Below are 20,044 nucleotides of genomic sequence, written 5' to 3'. Positions count from 1 at the left end.
GCTATCTGTCACCTTTAGGCAGCGAGCAAGTCTTTCAGAGCGGTGCCCCCTGAAATCAGCAATGGTGAATATTCCAGGCATAAATTTTGATTAGTTGGGCACTCTAATTAACGGATGCTGATGCTCAGCCTGTTAAAAGTTACCGGAAATCTGCGTAAATCCCGGTAGGGAATAGGTTGTAAGGAGTTACCAATAGTAACTAGGTCTGGCTAGTCCTAGGCATAGTATTGGTCCTTTGCAATTAACGTCTTTGGTTGTGATACAGTCAGCACGGAAAATCGGGTTTGTAATAGGCGTCCTTAAGCCAGGCAACCGATGGCAGTGTAACCCTGTGGTGGAGATAAGAGGAGACCCATGCAACAGAAACTAACAACGATTTTGTTGTTGAGTACCGTCATCGGCATTAGTGCAGGTACTTCTGCAGAGGCAAGTGGTTCTCTACTGACAGATCTGTCAAGACAAGAATTACCAACATCCAAATTATTAGATAGACATTTAACTATAGAGGTTAAGCTAGTTGAAGATGCTTCCGCCACAGGTGATCGGGTAATCGATGACAATTCCGCGTCTATTGAGGCTCCTTCCCCTAAAAGTGATTGGGTAGGCAATGCCCATGCCCCATCTGTTGTCACGTCTCCTAAAGCATTTGATGCGACGGAAGCCATACCGTTACCTGAACCCATGGTTCCTGAAGAGATTGGTGGACTAAACCTGCGTCAGTCAGGCGTTATGGTCAGTCAACAAGTGCCTGCTACGCCACCCCCAGCAGATAGTTTGCCAGAGCCATTACCAGAAGCCGAGCCAGAAATAGAAGATCCAGATCCCGTATTACCAACAACACCTGTACCTCCTCCTGAGTCGGCTGAGCCACCTCCAGAAACAGGCCCTACAGTTACGGTTCAGCGGTTTGAAGTGCTGGATAGTACTGTGTTTGATGAATCAGACTTCGATACTGTTCTGTCATCTTTTGTGGGTCGGGCACTAGGAATCGATGAACTACGGCAAGCTGCAGATTCCATCACTCAGCTTTATCTCAATGAGGGATACATTACCTCGCGAGCTGTTCTGCCTAACCAGCCGATTACGGATGGCGTTGTCAAATTACAAATTATTGAAGGTAGCTTAGAGGAGATTCGCATAGAAGAAGCCGATCGACTAGCTAACTATGTGCGATCGCGAATTAACTTAGGGGCCAAAACCCCTCTAAACCAGTTTGATCTAGAAGATCAGCTGCGACTGCTACGGGCCGATCCCCTCATTGACAACATTGAGGCCAGTCTCCGAGCAGGCACAGGTTTGGGGCAAAGTATTCTGGTGGTGCGCATTGATGAAGCCGAGCAGCTTGAAGCCCATCTCACCCTAGACACTGATTCACCCGTGAGTGTTGGTGTGGTTCGTATGGGCGCTAATGTTACCTATCGCAACCCCCTGGGTATTGGTGACCAAATACGGGCAGCTGCCTATCGGGCTACCACAGGGGGATCCCACCTATATGAACTGAGCTATAGCGCCCCCATCAATCCCATGAACGGGACAATTTCGGCGCGTTTTTTGCCCAGTGAGTTTGAGATTATCTCTCCCCAGGAACTAGCCTCATTTGACATTGAAGGCGATGCACAAGTTTACGAGCTAACCTATCGTCAGCCCCTGGTGCGCAATCCTCGCGAGGAATTTGCCCTTTCCCTGGGGTTTCGTCACCGGGATGGCGACACCCGCATTGCATCAACAGATTTCTCTAGCAACAGTGCCAGTGTCATCCAGTTTGGTCAAGATTATTTGCGTCGAGATCCCCAAGGAGCATGGGCGTTGCGATCCCAGTTTAGTCTGGGCGTTGATTGGCTAGATGCAACAAATTTGTCATCGCCCCAAGCAGACAGTCAGTTTGTGGGCTGGCTGGGCCAGGTGCAACGGGCCCAGGTTCTCAACCCAGATCATTTGTTGATTATTCAAGGTGATGTTCAGCTAGCATCAGATACCCTGCTGGGGTCAGAACAGTTTGTCATTGGGGGTCGCCAATCGGTGCGGGGCTATAGTCAGAACGCCCGATTTGGCGATAATGGTGTTCGTCTCTCAGTTGAAGATCGAATCACGATCCAGCGTGATGAATCAGGAGCACCGATCATGTTGCTCAGTCCGTTTATAGATATGGCAGCTGTTTGGAATACTGAATCTGGCACCACCGTTAACGATGATCGTTTTCTTCTCGGTACCGGTGTAGGCTTCACCTATCGCCCAGTTGAGAAATTAAATCTACGTCTGGATTTGGGTGTGCCATTGGTAGATATTGATGACAGCGCTCCTCAAGATGTATTCCTATATTTAGATTTTGATCTTGAGCTTTAGAGGGATATCAACTTAGGCTGGGAAAGCTAGCCCAGGTCAGGAGTCAGAAGTCAGGAGAAATAATCAAACGAGTATGACTGAAACCGTATAAGGTGCTTGCACTTAAATAATTACCCCATTACCCCATCACTCATCCCCCATCCACAGCCCCAACCTGGGTCTTTATTTTTGTGCAGTCCCCTAACTATATCGGTCTCACTGATTGAGCAGCGTACCTTTTAGAGGATCCCAGCAAGAGTTTTTCAAAATCTTTGGCTGAGAGAGCGGGGCTAAAGAGATATCCTTGCATACTGTGACATTTAAGTTGCTTAAGGATTGATAGCTCCCTAGCTGTTTCTACACCACCAGCAATGGTAGAAATATTTAGCCCTCGAGCCATTTCCATAATAGCTCTGACAATTACTTGATTACTTCTATTATTGTGCAAGTCACGAACAAAACACTTATCTAACTTGAGAATGTTCACCGGTAAAGACTGTAAGTAGCCAAGGGAGCCAAAACTAAAATCATCAATGGCTATACTAAACCCCCTACTTTGGAGGTCAGCCAACAATAACTTAGCCCGACCAAAGTCTTCCATAATTAGTCGTTCAGGCAATTCCAAATCCACCATAACAGGATTGACCTTTACAGCCTCTACTAAGGTCATCAACCGATCTATAAACTGGGAACTGCGCAATTGATGAGCCGATAGATTAACAGCAATGCTAATGCCGGATAACTGTATTCTTTGCCAATGGGCCAGTTGCTGCAGTGCCGTTTCCAAGATCCACTCACCAAGAGGTAACATTAGCCCATGTTCTTCCGCAACTGGGATGAACTGAACTGGCAATACAGGTGGCTCGCCTGGCACAATCCAACGCACCAAGGCTTCTGCCCCAATAATCTGACCACTGCTTAACTCAACTTGAGGCTGAAAATAAAGCTTTAACTCATTCCGTTGCATCGCCCATTTCAGCCGCTCTGCCAACGATGGCTGGCTAGCCGATGGGCTAACTTGATTAAGTGTTGTTTTTAGCGCCTTAAGTGTGGTGGATTCAGGGCTTTGGACAACCTCAATGTGAATGTCTGGAATCAGACGGTGATTATTGATCACCATTGGTTGTTGTAAATCAGATTTTAGCTGGGCAATAGTTGCCTCATAACTGGTCTCCTCAGGCGTATTCAATGCACTTAAAAAGACAATAAATCGATTTGCTCCCACATAAGCTAGGGTATTGATCGAGATCGTTGGGTGGTTCCAACACTCTCGCCATTGGTGTAGCTGTTGCCCAATTGTTTCAAGAAAAAGCTTCCCAAAGACATGGCCATAGCCAGTTTGCAACACATCATAGTTATCAACTCGAATCACCCATAAACTCGACCAAGGTGACTGTCGAACCACGTCCAACTGTTTTGCTAAATCGGACCACTTAATGGCAGAGGTAAATCTGCAGGATGCATCAACAGATTTAGATTTTAAATACTTAGATAAATGCTCCCGCTTGTTAAGCTGTGCTCGCACCGCACGCAAAAAGCTTTGTAAGTCAATGGGCTTTGTCAGGTAATCATCAGCCCCATGCTCCATACTACGGCGGAATGTGTCGGAGACATCATGGCCAGTCAGCATAATGATGGGGATAGTGGCTGTGGTTGGATGCGATCGCAAACATGCCAACACCTCATATCCATCAATATCTGGTAACCCTATATCACAGACAATCAGCTGGGGTTGATGCAGCTGCGCCAGATGCAGACCATCCTGTCCTGTAGTTGCCCTGAAAGGAGTAAAGCCATTAAGACTAAGCAGATCACAAAATACCGTAGCTAAATCGGCATCATCATCAATCACCAAAATAGTTGTCATTACCGCAGATGTTTCAGGCATCACCATAGACTTAGGGTCATTTACACTCGATTAGCGTTTGCACCAACATTACCTATCGCCATCGATAGAGTACCCAGCCCTTACCCTTGGTGTCTTAAGTTCATCACCCCAGCTCATTTTCAACTTACTCGCACCATAGGTAATTTCTCTGAATCTCCCAAATCTCAAGCTACATATGATACAAACAAAGGCTAGGGATTTTCAGATAAGTTGAAATTAGCTTAAAGCTCACCAGTCCGACCGTTGCTCATCAACAGAACTGGACTGTAACAATCAAGAATCTGTAAAGACTGTGCAAAGATGCCCACACAGACAGGGAAGTAAAATTCTTGTTCGTAAGGATTAAATATAAGTGAAATATAGGTAAAAATTGACTTTATACCCTCTCAATAACAGCAAAAAGCTAACCCCTTGATTGTGCCAACATTTACGATGAAGACCATCGAACGGTTGTTGGATGGTGTTAGAAAAATCACATTTAATAGCTAGGTCTATTATTAACGTCTTATACTCACCCTCTAGCTATCTTTTATGGATCTACAGCAATTGCGTTTACTTCTGGTGCAAAGTCATGAGCCCTATCAAGAGGGCATGGCGAATGGCACTTTGAATGCTGAGCAGCTAATTATGTTGGAAGGCTTAACCACCTGGGGATTTCAACTACAAGAAGTAGGAGTGTTGGGCTGTGTGTCAGACGTCCCCTATGATCAGGTCCTGAATACGGGTGTGCGCGTAATTGGCAATGGACCCGTTACAACTAATGAGACGATCTTTAAACGGCTGGCAGACTTCTGTCCCACCCATCTCATTGTTGATGTTCCCAATCCTGCAATTTTTCGTTGGGCCACCCGTCAGCACGTACGTTGTATCGGCATGTTTCGAGAAACGCTGACTGCACCAGGTTTTAAACAACAATGGAACAACTATCAACTCTCCAAAGTACTGAACCATAGTGGCATTGAATGGGTTGGGGGACTGGGGCTAGAAAGATGCAAGACTCTGGCACAAATAGGTGTGCGCCGTGACAAACTGATCCCCTGGAATTGGCCGCCATCTAACCGAGCTGAAACGTTTGAACCTAAACAGTTGCGATCGCGTCCCGATCCCCTACAGCTAATTTATGTAGGCCCTCTTTTCTCCACTAAAGGCATTGGCGATTTACTGATTTCTACGGCACAGCTCAAGGCTCAAGGCTGGAACATTCATCTCAAGCTAGTAGGACAGGGCAATATTAACCGATTCAAAATTCAGGCAAAACGATTACAACTCAGTCACGTTGAATTTATTGAAGATATTCCGGACCACAGCCTCGTTCACCTGATTCATCAAGCTGATATTTTTGTGATGCCGAGTCGGCACGAATCTCCAGAAAACTCCAATACTATTCTCAATCACTGTTTACAGGCTCACACACCAATTGTGGCCTCCGACCATCCCATGTTTACCGGCAGTCTAAAACATAATGTCAATGCCATGATATTTCCGGCCGGTAACGCCCGTGCCATGTCTCAACGGATTGATTATCTACTCAATCACCCAGAAACCTACACCAAACTTTCTACAACTATCCAAACAACCTGGCAATCTTTACAGCTACCTGTCCACTGGATATCTCTATTAGAAAAATGGCTGAAAGAAACAAGTACAACACATCAGTGGTTTCAACAGCACTCACTGACAGCTCCCCTTTACCAGCAGCCCTCAACAGCACAGTTTATACATCCCCCTACGTGAAGTTTGACCATACCATTGACTGCGAGAAAACGACACCGTAATCACTAGGTTCAAATTCAGCAAAGGTATGGAGCTACAGACAACAATCAAAATAACCGTAAATTTACGAAACCTGATTGAATTACAAGCTTTAGGACAAATAGTCGGAACAGACACGGGCATGCTGTATCAGTAGGGTAAATACATAGAAATACTCGTCAGCTCTTTCTTACTCTAATCCAGTAAAACTAAAAGAAATTGAAACTTTCTCAGACGTAGGTCAGTCCTATACACCAGTCAACGCGAACTAGCCTGCAATTTTCACTTGCCTACACTTTCCTAAGACAGTCATGGAAATCGTTCAATTCCCGCACACTCATCCCCCATCCGGGCCTCGTTTGAACTTATCGTTACTTCCCTGTGGGCAAAAAGCTATTCAGCCAAAGATCTTTAGTCTTATAGGAGTATTATTTCTCAGTAGCTTTTCCATCAGTCTTGTAGCTTCCCCAAGCTTAGCCCAACTACCTGTATTAGAGCCTACAGGCAGCAGCACTAGCCAACAACGGCGGCTCAGTTCACCTCGTAACGAGTCAACCGTTGCCCTGGAAACTTACGCCCTAGGTCCTGGGGATCAAATCAGAATTGATGTCCTATCCTCCAATGAACTGTTCAAAGAACCTATTGATCAAATTGTCTTATTGGATGGCTCAATCACCTTACCTTGGGTTGGTAAAGTTAGTGTCACGGGGCTGAATCCACTGCAAGCTGAGGAAACAGTCATCGCAGCCTACAGCGAGTACATCCGTAACCCACGCATAACATTCCAGTTACTACAGCCACGCCCGATCAGAGTAGGTATTGTGGGTGAAATCAAACGGCCCGGTGGTTACACGTTACAGGTCAACTCAGAAGCCGGTGAACAATCCGAGGCAAGTGAAAGTCGGACTCGTTTCTGGCCAAGTGTAACCCAAGCCATTAGTAATGCAGGTGGGATTACACGTTCTGCAGACGTGCGCTCTGTACAAATTAAGCGCGAAGGTGTCCCTGAGCTGATTCAGGTCAATCTCTGGGATTTAGTCGAAAGTGGGAACCTTCGCCAGGATGTTTTGCTACGAGATGGCGATCAAATCTTTATCCCCACTGCACAGGATATCAATAATGCAGAAGTGATTGCCTTAGCTAATACGACATTTGCCCCTGCAACTATCACAGTCAATGTTGTGGGTGAAGTCGCATCTCCAGGTAGTCTGGCCGTCGCTCCCGATACATTACTCAATCAGGCCATTCTGACAGCTGGGGGCTTCAATACGCGAGCGCGTTCCAGTCGCGTTGAACTGATTCGTCTTCACCCCAACGGCACTGTCTCCCAACAGAGAGTTGATATTAATCTTGCTCAGGATGTGAATGATCAGCAAAATCCTATTCTTCAGGACGGAGATACCATTGTTGTTGGTCGTTCAAGCCTTGCTGCCACTTCAGATACGGCTGGTCTGATCTTCTCACCCCTGACTAATTTACTTCTCGGGCTTTTTGGCATCCGATAATCAATCCTGATACTAATTTATCTCTTTACTTACTGTTTCTGTTTCATTAATCGTTTGGATGGCAGCCTAACTTACTATGAATTTCATTCGTAACGTTATTGACCTCAACCTGCAATATTTATTTGCAGCAACTCGCCGAGGTATTGTACCCGCAACGACAGCATTTGTCTTGACGGTTTTAGGGGCTGCCGCAGTCGCCAAACTACAAAAACCAACCTTCTTATCCGAAGGCAAACTTTTATTTAAGCCAGACCGAGCAGCCACCCTCACCGGGCTAGAAGAAGATGGTAGCCCTTTACAAACCATCAGTTACGGAACCCAATTGAATTCTGAGATTGAGATTATCACCTCAAAGCCACTGATCCAAAAAACCATCGATACACTACAGCTCAAAGATGATGAAGGCAAGCCCTTAAAAATTGAAGATCTTCTGGAAAATCTTCAGGTAAGCGTTGTATTCCAAACAGATGTACTGTCCTTTACGTACCTAGACGAGGATCCCGTAAAAGCAGCCGATATTGTCAATACCTTGATGGGGTCGTATCGTTCCCAAAAACTAGCAAGTACTCAAATAGACACCGAAAGTGCAGGGGACTTTTTAGACCGTCAGCTACCTGTCAGCGCTGAAAAAGTAAGGCAAGCAGAATATGAGCTACGAGTTTTCCGAGAAACCTATGACATCGTTGACCTCGCTGCAGAAGTAGAAATTTCAGTTGCCTTCCTAAATGATTTACGCCAGGAGGAATCTAGATTAAGGGTCAGCTTGAGGGCACTCCAGGGCGTCCAAGAAGCGCTAAGTAATGAACTTCGTCTCAGTGTGTCTGATGCCATTACGGCAAACGCCTTAAGCCAATCTAAGTCAGTCCAAGATATTTTGACGGACTTAAGCGCGGTTCGTCGAAAAATTGCAGTTCAGCAAGTAGAGTTTACTGAAGAAAGTCCCATTCTACTGGACCTGCGTGCTCAGGAAGCTTCCCTCGTCAACCTCTTAGATGACAAAGTCCAGGGGATAGCAGGGGGGCCTGTTCAAGAAGACTTACTTCAGATGGGAGCTACCCGAGAAAGGCTAGTTGAGGATTATGCTAAAAACAATATTCAACTTGTTTCTTTCGAGGAGAGCTTGAAGGCTGTCGAAAATAATAAACAGATATACCAGCAGCGCATAGATCTGTTTCCAGAGTTAGAACAACGTCAGCGAGATTTACAACGTAAATTAGAAGCAGCCCAAGAAACCTATCAGGAATTATTGAACCGAAGCCAAGAGCTACAGGTTAAAGAGAATCAGTTGACTAATTTCATTCAAATTATTGAACCCGCTGTTCCTCCGGAGAAACCGTCTTCTCAGGTGGCCATTAAGATCATTGCCATGGGAATTGTTGCTGGCTTTGCCCTGGCTTTGACCATTATTGTTGCCATTGACTTCTTTATCGTAGATGTTAAAGGAACTAATAAGGTTTATGATCCCGATGCCTATAACATTCCTTCAGGGCTCTAATAACAAGATATTGCTTGTTATTTTACATATTTTCTTAGAAAGACCATCTATCCAACATATTTCAAAATCCCTATAAGCCTGTTGCCCTATGGTGCTTCAAACTACTCCAGCAAGCGAACCTCCTTCTGAAGAAGTAGAAAAGAAAAAGTCACCCGGTAGAGCTTTATTAGAAAAGATCTTAGAAAAAGTCGAATTCACCTATGTGTTTATTTCCTTCTTTTTCTTCACAGATGCTGTAACGATGGTTCTTCTTAGCGGTGGAGCCAGTGAAGGAGATGGATTTAGCTACGATTCGATTAACTATATTCCCGTTCATCTTTTCTACGTTATTCATAATTGTCTTACGCTTTTTTTCGTGGCGTGCAGATATAAACGAACGCTCTATATTTTGCTGAGCAACCCAGTGCTGATTGCAGCCAGCACCGTTGTGGGTCTGTCATTTTTCTGGTCTTTTGCCCCTGATGACTCCCTATCTGCAGGGATCTTTGCCACGTGTAATATGTTGTTCGCAGTGTATTTAGCAGGACGATACACCTTGAAACAGCAGATCACAATCCTCAGCTATGTGCTGCTAAGTATATCCATCTTAAATTTTGTGTTTGTCTATGCACTGCCTCAGTACGGCATTATGGGCCCACCGGTTCATCCAGGGGCATGGCGAGGTGTCTTTACCCATAAAAACGGTGCTGGGAAAATGATGGTACTCGCCTGTGGTGTCATGTATACCATGTTCAATGAGGTCAAGGATAAACGCCTCAAGTGGCTCTACATCATTGGATTGTTCCTCTCGCTGCAAATGATCAACAAAACTGGATCCGGAGGAGCATTACTCAATTCTGTTTTTATTTTGACTATCGTTACAGTGCTTCAAGTATTTAAAACAGAAACTCGTAAACTACTTCTATCACTGATTTTTCTGATCTCGGGAGCCATATTTGTCTCCGTCGCTTATGTTCCTCTAATGACATTTGCCCTCGGGTTAATTGGAAAAGACGCAACCCTAACAGGGCGTACAGATATTTGGGAGTACATTTATACAATGATTGGCCATCGTCCAGCACTCGGTTACGGTGTTGGTGGTTTCTGGCATGGGACAGCCGGGCCGTCTTTATATATATGGCAGCGGGCTGGCTGGCGTGTACCAGATGCGCACCAGGGGTTTCTGGACATGACCTTGCAAATTGGCCTGATTGGCACAACCTTAGTGTCATTAGTGCTATGGCAAACGTTGCTTAGGGGGCTTGCCAGAACTCGCTTGTTTAAAACATGGGTAAGCAGTTGGCCTGCAGCCTATACCCTCTATATCGTCCTAATTAATCTGGCAGAATCTTCACTGTTAGCACCTAACAGCATTTTTTGGATTCTAATTTGTTCCATGAGCTTTACGACATCATTTGAAGCGAAATATTTGAATGACTTTGACAGATTTAGTCTGGGCAACAACAACAATATTATGGGGGATAAAATCATGGACAAAATCAAGCCCTCAAAAAATGTCCAGACTACCCAAACTAATATTTAATTTATAGTTTGCCAAATTTATCCTTTACAACTGAGTCAATGAGGTGAAAAAGATAATTTCCAAACTCAAAGGGATCTTGAGTGGATCCTTAGTAAAAGACAGCATGTGGATGCTATCTGCCCAAGCACTCGGTATATTTATTCAAGGGGCCTACTTTGTCATTGTAGCTAGAGTCTTAGGAGCTGAAGCATACGGCATATTTATCGGCATTGCTGCCTTCGTTAAGCTACTGTTTCCATTTGTTGGTCTCGGCAGTGCGGATATTTTTATCAAGTATGTTTCAAGGGATCCAAAGGTTTTTAGAGGATATTGGGGTACAGCACTACTCACCTCTTTAACCTTTACCGCTGCCCTAGTCCCCATCATGCTAGGCTTGGTCAAGGTCATTTTTGCTCCCAGTACGTCACTACTGCTTGTCTTATTTATACTGCTAGCAGACCTCTTAGGGGGGAAAGTATTCGATCTAGCTGCAACTGCGTTTGTGGCTTGCGATCGCTACAAGGTAGCTGCCCAAAGTAAGGTTCTATACGGTGTAGGAAAACTACTTGCAGCCATTGCCCTCCTGGTCCTCTTCGAAGATGGTAATATTGTTGCCTGGGGTGGTTTATACTGCTTAGGCTCAATCATACCAGCGACTGTATCACTGCTAACGGTGAACAAGTTATTTGGTCGTCCTATATTCAATCTAAAAAAGTATCCACCCAAGTTTGCCGAGGGCTTTTTCTTCGCCATTGCCCAGTCCGCAGAAACTGTAAACGGCCAGATTGACAGAACAATGTTAGTCAGTCTGGCATCTGCCGATGCAGCTGGTATTTATGCTGCAGGGTATCGATTTATCGATGTTGGATACATCATTATTATTGCAGTCATGAGTGCCACCTACACTCGCTTTTTGCGATATGGCGCTTCTGGCATTAAAGCAGGTCTACAATTTGCCTTTAAATTGGTCCCTGTGGCCGTAGGCTATGGAGTTATTGCAGCAATTGCCTTACTGACTCTTTCGCCATTTACATCAAATATTTTAGGACCAGAATACGCCCAGTCTGCTGGTGTATTAATATGGCTGGCACCTATTCATTTGATCGCAACTCTCCAATTCATTGCTGCTGATACGTTAACTGGTGCAGGCTTTCATAGAGCCAGAAGCGTGTTGCAAGTAACAGCAGCTTTTATTAACTTTGGAGCAAACCTATACCTCATTCCTCGGTATTCTTGGCAGGGGGCAGCGTGGGCAACGTTGACATCTGAACTATTCAAACTCGTAACCTTATGGCTAGTGGTATTCTTTTGTTACCGACAATCAAAAGAGCAAGAGCAGGTTATTCAGACTGAAACTGCTTCTGACAGCGATTAGAGGAAGACTCCACAGGAACACAGTACATCTCTTACATGACTTTCTTAAAATTTCTCTGGGATAAAATAGTTCAAAACTAATTAAAATAAAAAGATTTTCAAGAGTATTTAAAGCAAGTTAGCCCAGAAACAATAAGTCTATGTAGACTGACAGCATTAATAAAAGTTTTGTTGCCATCAATCAATATTAGAAGCATATTTATGGATTTGAGGAGACCCCTCAATGAACTATGCCGCGATGATTCTCTACTATATAAGACAGCTTATGACAAGCTTAATCTTTAAATCGCAATCACTACAATTCAATTCTGTTTGCGACAAAGTACGTATTGTCATAGACAACTCTTCCATTCATAATAGAAAAATATATTCCTTAGTTGCAGCTATCAGGGCATAATCAGGCATCTACCCAGTTACTCAGCAGGTTTTTATCAATTGAAAACTGTTGATATATGCTCAATCCCATTCGTATTCAATGGGCATAAGGATTGTATTTACTTAGTTCTAGCCATCGAGCAGACATTTACATAATTCTCTACGAATAGTCTTCACAACCATTTTTCCGACATCGTCAGCATATTTTACCGCACTAGAGAAGCTGTCATAGCATCTTAAGGAACAATAACTGTATAGTTTAAGTCATTTTGAAAGAAACAAATTGCCTATCTGAGTATGAAGTTCACTTTTAGGGCATTATAGGATTTTTTAATGCCAGGCTAAAGGGGTAGGGCGATTTGAGAAATAGGATGGGAGCATTAGGCGTACATGCTATCTAAGGCTAAAAGATTAAATGTCATTTCCGATGTAATTCCTAGGAAAGCATTAATTTTTTATGAAATCAAATAGTGTTTTTAGCTGTTTTATTGAGTTAAACAAAGGGTTCTCTGAGTAGTAATGAAAGCAACTAATGTTTTGTTCTTAACTACGCTGCTTCCTAGTCGAAGGAAAACTGGAGGTGAAGTCGCATCTCAGGCTTTTATTAATGGCCTGAGACAAAACGGATATAAGGTTTCAGTCGTAGGCTACATGCGAAAGGATGATAGTTTTGAGCCAGAAGCTCATGAAGTGTTAGTAGAAAAGCGGCATATAGAGACAAGTAGTGCCAAAATTGACGCTATCCTCTGGCTTTTACTCAGCTTCATAGTTAAGTTGCCCTATTCAGCTGCTAAATATTACTCCCAAACCTATGTGAAATTGGTAAACACTCTTCTTAGTGCCAAGCAATATGATGTGGTTTTTATTGATCACTCTCAACTAGCTTGGTTAGCAAAGTTAGTTGCTGGGAAAAGTAAGATTATATTTATTGCTCATAATATCGAGCATGAAATCTACCTCAGCCACTTCAATAACTCTAAGAACTTATTCGAAAGATGGCTCTATGCTCGAGAAGCCAAAATGGTAGAAGGAATAGAATCTGAGCTTTCGAAACAAGCCGCAGAAGTTTGGACCTTAACTGAGCATGATGCCAATCATTTTTCTAGACTCAAAGGCGTTTATAACGTTAAAGCGTTAGCCTTACCCTTAGGTCCAGAGAAAGTTTGTGAAAATGTGATTGAGAAGAGATTTGATATTGGATTAATTGGCAGCTGGACCTGGAAATTTAATGAGGAAGGGTTACATTGGTTTTTTAAGTTTGTTTATCCTGAACTATCCAGTCAGCTATCCATTCACGTTGCTGGCAAAGGTGCTGAATGGTTAAGCGGGAAATATCCAAATGTTAAGTATGAAGGTTTTGTACCAAACTCTCAGGTTTTCATGGCCCAAGCTAGAGTGATCGCACTACCTATGTTGGGAGGCAGCGGTATACAAATCAAAACCCTTGATGCTCTTGCCTCAGGATCAGCAATTGTAGCCACTCCAACCTCTATGCGAGGTGTCTCTCTAGTCTCTCCAATCGTCCAAATAGCTGAACACCCTAAAGAGTTTGCCCATCTATTAGCTGCTGAGGCGTTTAACTGGACCACGGAAAGAACGCGAAGTGCAGAAAAAACAACTTCAAATTGGTTACAAACACGGAAAGAAAAGTTTCTGAATGATATTGCCAGTTCCGTAGAAAACGGAGCACAAGCATTCACCCAAATGGCTAAAAGTCACTAATCTTCTCACCAATATAGTTGTTCTAAATAACGTACAAAAGATATCTTCTAAGGACATGAATAGATACGGAAAGTCTTCATCTATCAACAGATAGAAAAGAAACTTTGCACCACCTAGTGCGTCAATGTTTGTGTCGGAAAGAGCAGTTTCCACTTCGTCTGATATTTTCACGTTTGCATACCCCATTTCGGAAACACCAGAACCAATTTTTGTAGATGGGACAGGGAAGATTCAGTGGTGTAGCACTATAAATTGAAGGATTAATCTATGAATGATTTATTAGAATACAAGATCGATGCGTCTAATGCTGCAAACTTATTTAATGAACAAGTTAAGGCTCCAGCACCTGAAATGAAAGATTTTTCTGGAAGAGGGTTTGTCATCTGCGCAGGAGGCCCTTATCTAGAAAGCGCTTATGTTGTTGTCCGTCTCCTACGGCACTATGGTGCGACGCTACCGATAGAAATCTGGCATGCTGGTGAAGATGAGATTCCAGCCTGGGCCAGACCAGCATTTATGGAACATGATGTTTCGTTGCATGACATCATGGACTGTTGCAAAAACCGGCCTCTAAAACAGATGCGTGGTTTTCCTATTAAGACAGCAGCCATTCTCCACTCACAATTACGGGAAGTAATGCTCATTGATGCTGACTGCTTTCCCGTATGCAATCTAGAGTTTCTGTTTGACACTAAGGAATATCAAGAGAATAGAGCTATTTTCTTCCCCGATTATCAGCGTCACATACTCCTACCTGGTAAGCCTGTTTGGGACCATGTAGGTATGCCCTATAACGGTGATACAGAATTTGAAACGGGTTTACTACTCTTTGACAAAGTTGCTTGTTGGAAAGCCCTAAACCTTGCTGAATGGATGAATCTTGGTTCGGAGTTTTGGTATCAACATGCAATGGGTGATAAAGACACATTCTATTTATCTTGGCGAAAACTCAACCACCCATATTTTCTAGCTCCAGACTGCTCACGAGTTCCAACTGTTCTGAGTCGACACTACTGGACTGGCAAAAAGCACTTGGCCGATCACCGTACAGGAACCTCCAAATATACGGTGCCTTACAAGAAGGGTATCTTTACAAGCTACCTATCTCCTTATAAAGGTCGTCCTGTATACAAAGATTTTATTGATGAATGTTTACAACGATTTGTCAATAGCAATTATGGATTACATATCAAGTTCTTAGATGCTCTGAAAACCTACAAAGACGCCTCTGAGTCTTCACAATAAATATGCTCAAGTATGGTTAGGGGAGTACACAAAAATAAAGACCCAGATTGGGGCTGTAGATAGGGGGATGAGTGATGGGGTAATGGGGGGATTATCATAAGCACAAGTGCCTTAGTTTAGGCAGAAGCAGTAATCAAGACCTGAGCTATATAACATGTAGCTTCCAGGAACAATCTTTCTAATTTTCATTCGTAATTGTACGTGGGGCATTCTAGATATGTGTTTTACTATGTCCATTTTTTAGCTATCAACTGAAGCAACTATTTCCGATAGGGCCATGCTGAAATGGGTTCGGGCCATCCAATAGTTCCAAATCTAATTTACTTACTTAACTTGAAAGATGCAGGCAACCTCCAATCAACGATCCGATGGTGAGGCTAATATCAATTCCTCCACAACTCTGACCCAGGTTTCAATTTGTGCCGCAACGTATAAACGCCCTCACTTATTGCAAAAATTGTTGGAGTCTTTGAATAACCTTACATTTACTCAGATTCCTATACCTAGTATCGAAGTCATCATCGTTGATAACGACTCTACTCGTTCTGCGGAGGCAACGGTTGAAGCCCTAAAATCTTCTTTCCAATGGTCACTCAAATATTTTGTAGAGACTAATCAGGGAGTGACGTATGCGCGTAATCGTTGTGTTGCTGAGGCATCTGAAGATTCGGATTTCATTGCCATGCTAGATGACGATGAGACTGCAACTCCCCATTGGCTAGAGGAACTTTTAATCAATCAACAGAAGTTTAACGCTGCCATCATTACAGGTCCAGTTCTTGCTGTTTATAAGGAAGAACAGCAAGTGCCTAATTGGATTAAAGCTGGCGACTTTTATTCATTTCCTCGCTATGAAACTGGAAAAAGAATGGATACAGCTTTCACAGGCAACGTTATGTTTAGCACTAAGCTGTTGAAAGATCTGGAGGAAGATGAGCCACTCTTTGATCATCGTTTTGCCCATAAGGGAGCAGAAGATGCTTACCTGTTTTCATGCTTAAATAAACAGGGGTATAAAATTGTTTGGGCTGATGAAGCAGTTCTCTATGAGCCTATTGCCGATCAACGCTTGTCTTTAGATTGGATTTTAAACAGAGGATTCTGGTCTTGGAGTGTTCACAGCTTAATTGAATCAGAGCTTTATCCTTCATTTAAGGTTCAGGCTATTCGAACAATCAAAGGATTGGGGTTAATTGTCATGGGGTTTCTCTCTATTGGCCCATCTATATTTCTAGGTAAGAGTAAAGTAGCCCAGGCATTACTTAGAATGTATCGGGGTATGGGAACACTCTCCGGACTCTTAGGGCGTCAAGGTAACTGGCAGTAGTGCATTACTTGGGCTTGCCTAGGATATATTTGTGCTTTCGAATTTGTTTGAGATAGTTATAGTCATCTCTACAGCATCTTCTAATAACTCCATCTACACAAGCATTCCTATGATTAAATCTACGCTTACCAAACCTTTTCGAAATTATCAGGCAATACTAGGCACAATTGCTAAGGTCGCTGGTGCTGTTACTATTGCTCTTGGTGCACTGAGCTGTTCAGATGGCGCTCAAGAGTCGACGGTTAAAGAGTTTCAAGTTTTAGTAGACCAGTTTGGCTATCGCCCCCAAGATCCAAAAGTTGCGGTTGTTATTGGTCCTTTAGGTGGTGATCAACCTTACGAATTAAGAAATGCTGAAACCGATGAGGTGATTGAGGTTATTACCCCAGTCAAGTGGACAAATGGGGCGGTTCATTCACAGTCAGGAGAACGTGCCTGGTGGGTTGATTTTTCAGACCTGGATGAGCCTGGTAAGTATGTCATCGTCCGTGAAGACGGAGAGACACGTTCAGCTGAATTTGAAATTCGCTCAGACATCTACAGAGATGTCTTAATTGCTGCTACTCGAATGTTTTTCTACCAGCGCAGTGGTTTCTCTAAAACAGAACCCTTTGCAGACGCACGCTGGACTGATGGAGCAGCTTACATGGGTCCTGGACAAGATACCCAAGCACGATTTGTAGATGACAAACAAAATCCAGCAACCGAACGCGCTATGCATGGTGGTTGGTTTGATGCAGGTGACACAAACAAGTATGTTACGTATACGTTGCAACCTGTCCATCAGCTTCTAAGTGCCTACAGTCAAAACCCCAAAATTTGGACGGATGATTTTAATATTCCTGAGTCAGGTAATGGTATTCCTGATTTGTTGGATGAAATTAAGTATGAACTAGACTGGCTCATACGGATGCAAGACGATGATGGGGGTGCCTTTATTAAGATCGGAAATTTGGATTACAATCCGCCAAGCCCTATTCCTAGTAAGGATACTCGGCCTCGGTATTATGGTCCTAAGTGTTCATCATCTACAATTGCGATCGCAAGCGTCTTTGCCCACGCCGCAGTAGAGATGCAGTCTATTCCTGAATTAGAAGACTACGCTGCTGAGTTAACATCCCGAGCCAGAGCAGCCTGGGACTGGTTCCAGGTCCATCCAATAGACACAGATTGTGACACAGGAGAAATCAAATCAGGAGACGCAGATATGACTGCGGACGCCCAGTTGGGAACAACAGTGAGCGCCGCTGTTTATCTGTTTGCAGCAACAGGAGATCCACAGTTCTCCAACTATGTTGTTGACAATATTGACCTGGCACAACCCTACAGAGACGGTCCCTGGTCTCGCTACGATCCTTGGCAAGGAGATGCGTTAATTTTCTATTCCCAAATGCCTGATGCCGATGAGGCTTTAAAAGAGGAAATTTTAACAGATCTAGAAGATAAGTTAATTGACTATCATCCAGAAGCCTATGGCAGCGATGATTTGCTAGATCCGTTTCGCTCCTACATGCCTGACGAACAGTATCATTGGGGCAGCAATATGACTAAGGCCAACTATGGGAACATGAATTATGACCCTGTTATGCTGGGCATACATAAAGCGGAATGGCCAGCCTACATTGAGCGCTCCTTAGGTGCCATCAACTATTTTCACGGTGTAAATCCATTAGGCATTGTCTTTCTCAGTAACATGTATGAGTACGGTGCCGAATACTCCGCTAATGAGATGTACCATCAGTGGTTTGGTCAGGGTGAATTTGAAAACGCACTGACATCGAAAAAAGGACCCGCACCTGGATTCTTTATGGGCGGTCCTTACAAAGACTATTCCGGAGATGAAGCAATCGCGTCAGGACCTCCAATGAAAGCCTATATCGATGACGTAGAGCCCAATCAACCCACATATGAAATCATAGAACCCGCCATCTACTACCAGTCAGCTTATATCAAGCTACTATCTAAATTTGTTACCGCAGAAGAGAACTAGATCAGTCCCTTTTGTATCTCTGTTCTTACACAGCTGATATCTTGAAAACGATAACCACTTAGAACATGTAACAGTCGAATCAGCGTCACTTTTTCTTGATTGCAAGCATCTACTTAAACGTCTATGACTATTAAACAAGTTGAATGTAGATGCTTACATATGTATTGCAATGGTGAAAGCGTCATATTCATATGCCGTCACATCATAGGATAATTATCTATGTCTAAGAACACATTGAAAGTATTACTCATTATTGAACAATGTAATCCTGCCTGGAACTCAGTTCCCCTGGAAGGATATCGATTGTATGCAGGTATCAGCAGATTCGTTGACACTACATTAGTAACCCACGCACGCAATAGAGAAGAGCTAGAGAGAATACACCCAGATGCAGGCATCACTTACATTGAAGACAGTAAACTGATTGAAAACCTAGAGCTGCTTGGGGATCGTTTGAGCCTATATAAGGGGCAAATCATCTGGCCGCTGCGCAATGCGTTTACATACCCAGTTTACTGGGGATTCAATCGGGCAGTCTATAGTCGATTTAAAGAAGCTATTGTTCGCGGTGACTATGATCTAGTTCATACCATCACCCCAATGATGCCACGCTATCCTGTAAAAGCAATTAAGGCATGCAAGAAAACTCCGTTCATTCTAGGTCCAGTCAATGGTGGAGTTCCGTTTCCTGACGGATTTAAGGAGCTGGGGCGTCGAGAATATTCTTACTTTAATTTCCTACGCTGGATAGGACGCTCTATCATCCCTGGGTACCGGGAAACTTATAAAAAAGCCCACTATATTTTGGCAGGCTCTAGTTATACACTGAGTCTGATTAAAGAGCTATTCCCTAAGACTCGCGACAATCAGATAGAACTATTTTATGAGAATGGTATTACCAGCTCCTTTGTCAGATCTGAGGAAGAAGTAGCCCAAGCGAAAATACCTACAGAAGCGTCAGTAGATAATAAAGTTAAACTCCTATATGTTGGTCGACTTGTTCCTTACAAGGGGGCTGATATGATTTTAGACGCTATTAGCAAACTGGACGAGTCTATAAAGCTAAAGATTCATCTAACCATTGTTGGCAATGGCTCTGAGCAGGAAAGCTTAGAGCACCAGGTAAAACAGCTAAAACTCAATGATCATGTGCATTTCACTGGATATGTTGAGCAGTACCAGACCTTAGAATATTATCGACAGTCTGACATTTTCTGTTTCCCCTCAGTTCGTGAATTTGGTGGGGCAGTCGTTTTAGAAGCCATGGCTAATGCTTTACCTTGTATTGTGGTTGATAACGGTGGCATTGGTGAGTATGTAACAGAGAAAACAGGCTTTAAGATCGACCCTTTATCCAGAGAGTTTGTAGTGAACAAATTAGCTATTTATATTGCCCAGTTGGTTGAGGACCATATTATGCGACATGATATGTCCTACGAAGCACTTCAGCGTGCAAAGGAGTTTACCTGGGATACAAAAACTCGTAAGATTGTCGATATTTATTCAGAAGTTGTAGAAAGAGAAGCAACAACAGTCTAGTAAGACTCA

The 20,044-nt window shown here is 43.5% G+C and carries 12 protein-coding genes; 11 read left to right on the top strand and 1 reads right to left on the bottom strand.

Annotated features, from left to right (window positions below; all coding sequences use genetic code 11):
* Positions 1–354 precede the first annotated feature (354 nt).
* The gene (locus tag QGP82_RS05490) at positions 355–2,343 is read left to right on the top strand and encodes a ShlB/FhaC/HecB family hemolysin secretion/activation protein (protein WP_499057563.1); all 1,989 of its coding nucleotides are present in this window, start codon (positions 355–357) and stop codon (positions 2,341–2,343) included.
* A 184-nt stretch (positions 2,344–2,527) separates the two neighbouring features.
* Here the strand turns inward: QGP82_RS05490 and QGP82_RS05485 are convergent, their stop codons facing one another.
* Positions 2,528–4,216: an EAL domain-containing response regulator gene (locus QGP82_RS05485; RefSeq protein WP_163670709.1), complete on the bottom strand. Its 1,689-nt coding sequence runs from the start codon at positions 4,214–4,216 to the stop codon at positions 2,528–2,530.
* A 525-nt stretch (positions 4,217–4,741) separates the two neighbouring features.
* Here QGP82_RS05485 and QGP82_RS05480 point away from each other — a divergent pair.
* From QGP82_RS05480 to QGP82_RS05435, 10 genes are all read left to right on the top strand, one after another.
* Entirely contained in the window at positions 4,742–5,944 is a 1,203-nt protein-coding gene (locus QGP82_RS05480; protein WP_499057559.1) for a glycosyltransferase family 4 protein, read from the top strand.
* A 329-nt stretch (positions 5,945–6,273) separates the two neighbouring features.
* Entirely contained in the window at positions 6,274–7,467 is a 1,194-nt protein-coding gene (locus QGP82_RS05475; protein ID WP_163670711.1) for an SLBB domain-containing protein, read from the top strand.
* 76 nt (positions 7,468–7,543) lie between these two features.
* Positions 7,544–8,962 carry a GumC family protein gene (locus tag QGP82_RS05470; protein WP_163670713.1) on the top strand — a complete coding sequence of 473 codons (1,419 nt, stop codon included), beginning with the start codon at positions 7,544–7,546 and terminating at the stop codon, positions 8,960–8,962.
* 88 nt (positions 8,963–9,050) lie between these two features.
* A complete protein-coding gene (locus QGP82_RS05465; RefSeq protein ID WP_163670715.1) occupies positions 9,051–10,484 on the top strand; it encodes an O-antigen ligase family protein in 1,434 nt (477 codons plus the stop codon).
* Positions 10,485–10,527: 43 nt separating this feature from the next.
* Positions 10,528–11,838 carry an oligosaccharide flippase family protein gene (locus QGP82_RS05460; protein ID WP_499057555.1) on the top strand — a complete coding sequence of 437 codons (1,311 nt, stop codon included), beginning with the start codon at positions 10,528–10,530 and terminating at the stop codon, positions 11,836–11,838.
* A gap of 893 nt (positions 11,839–12,731) precedes the next feature.
* Positions 12,732–13,934 (top strand): glycosyltransferase, encoded by a 1,203-nt coding sequence (locus tag QGP82_RS05455; RefSeq protein ID WP_499057553.1) that lies wholly within the window; start codon positions 12,732–12,734, stop codon positions 13,932–13,934.
* Positions 13,935–14,201: 267 nt separating this feature from the next.
* Complete coding sequence (locus QGP82_RS05450; protein ID WP_163670722.1) at positions 14,202–15,179, top strand: alpha-mannosyltransferase; 978 nt, start codon at positions 14,202–14,204, stop codon at positions 15,177–15,179.
* A 340-nt stretch (positions 15,180–15,519) separates the two neighbouring features.
* The gene (locus QGP82_RS05445; protein WP_499057550.1) at positions 15,520–16,506 is read left to right on the top strand and encodes a glycosyltransferase family 2 protein; all 987 of its coding nucleotides are present in this window, start codon (positions 15,520–15,522) and stop codon (positions 16,504–16,506) included.
* 109 nt (positions 16,507–16,615) lie between these two features.
* Positions 16,616–18,496, top strand: coding sequence for a glycoside hydrolase family 9 protein (locus QGP82_RS05440; protein WP_163670726.1), 1,881 nt, complete (start codon positions 16,616–16,618; stop codon positions 18,494–18,496).
* 219 nt (positions 18,497–18,715) lie between these two features.
* A complete protein-coding gene (locus tag QGP82_RS05435) occupies positions 18,716–20,035 on the top strand; it encodes a glycosyltransferase family 1 protein (RefSeq protein WP_163670728.1) in 1,320 nt (439 codons plus the stop codon).
* The last annotated feature ends 9 nt before the right edge of the window (positions 20,036–20,044 follow it).

This window comes from Leptothoe sp. LEGE 181152 (assembly GCF_032906605.1).
Taxonomy (GTDB): domain Bacteria; phylum Cyanobacteriota; class Cyanobacteriia; order Phormidesmidales; family Phormidesmidaceae; genus Leptothoe; species Leptothoe turfae.
This window is presented reverse-complemented; position numbering and strand designations above follow the sequence as displayed.

What these genes read in the sequence shown, in the direction of transcription:
- QGP82_RS05475 (WP_163670711.1), top strand. Translation starts at nt 6,274, where the DNA reads ATGGAAATCGTTCAATTCCCGCACACTCATCCCCCATCCGGGCCTCGT.
- QGP82_RS05470 (WP_163670713.1), top strand. Translation starts at nt 7,544, where the DNA reads ATGAATTTCATTCGTAACGTTATTGACCTCAACCTGCAATATTTATTT.
- QGP82_RS05445 (WP_499057550.1), top strand. Translation starts at nt 15,520, where the DNA reads ATGCAGGCAACCTCCAATCAACGATCCGATGGTGAGGCTAATATCAAT.
- QGP82_RS05485 (WP_163670709.1), bottom strand. Translation starts at nt 4,216, where the DNA reads ATGGTGATGCCTGAAACATCTGCGGTAATGACAACTATTTTGGTGATT.
- QGP82_RS05440 (WP_163670726.1), top strand. Translation starts at nt 16,616, where the DNA reads ATGATTAAATCTACGCTTACCAAACCTTTTCGAAATTATCAGGCAATA.
- QGP82_RS05455 (WP_499057553.1), top strand. Translation starts at nt 12,732, where the DNA reads ATGAAAGCAACTAATGTTTTGTTCTTAACTACGCTGCTTCCTAGTCGA.
- QGP82_RS05435 (WP_163670728.1), top strand. Translation starts at nt 18,716, where the DNA reads ATGTCTAAGAACACATTGAAAGTATTACTCATTATTGAACAATGTAAT.
- QGP82_RS05490 (WP_499057563.1), top strand. Translation starts at nt 355, where the DNA reads ATGCAACAGAAACTAACAACGATTTTGTTGTTGAGTACCGTCATCGGC.
- QGP82_RS05480 (WP_499057559.1), top strand. Translation starts at nt 4,742, where the DNA reads ATGGATCTACAGCAATTGCGTTTACTTCTGGTGCAAAGTCATGAGCCC.
- QGP82_RS05450 (WP_163670722.1), top strand. Translation starts at nt 14,202, where the DNA reads ATGAATGATTTATTAGAATACAAGATCGATGCGTCTAATGCTGCAAAC.
- QGP82_RS05465 (WP_163670715.1), top strand. Translation starts at nt 9,051, where the DNA reads ATGGTGCTTCAAACTACTCCAGCAAGCGAACCTCCTTCTGAAGAAGTA.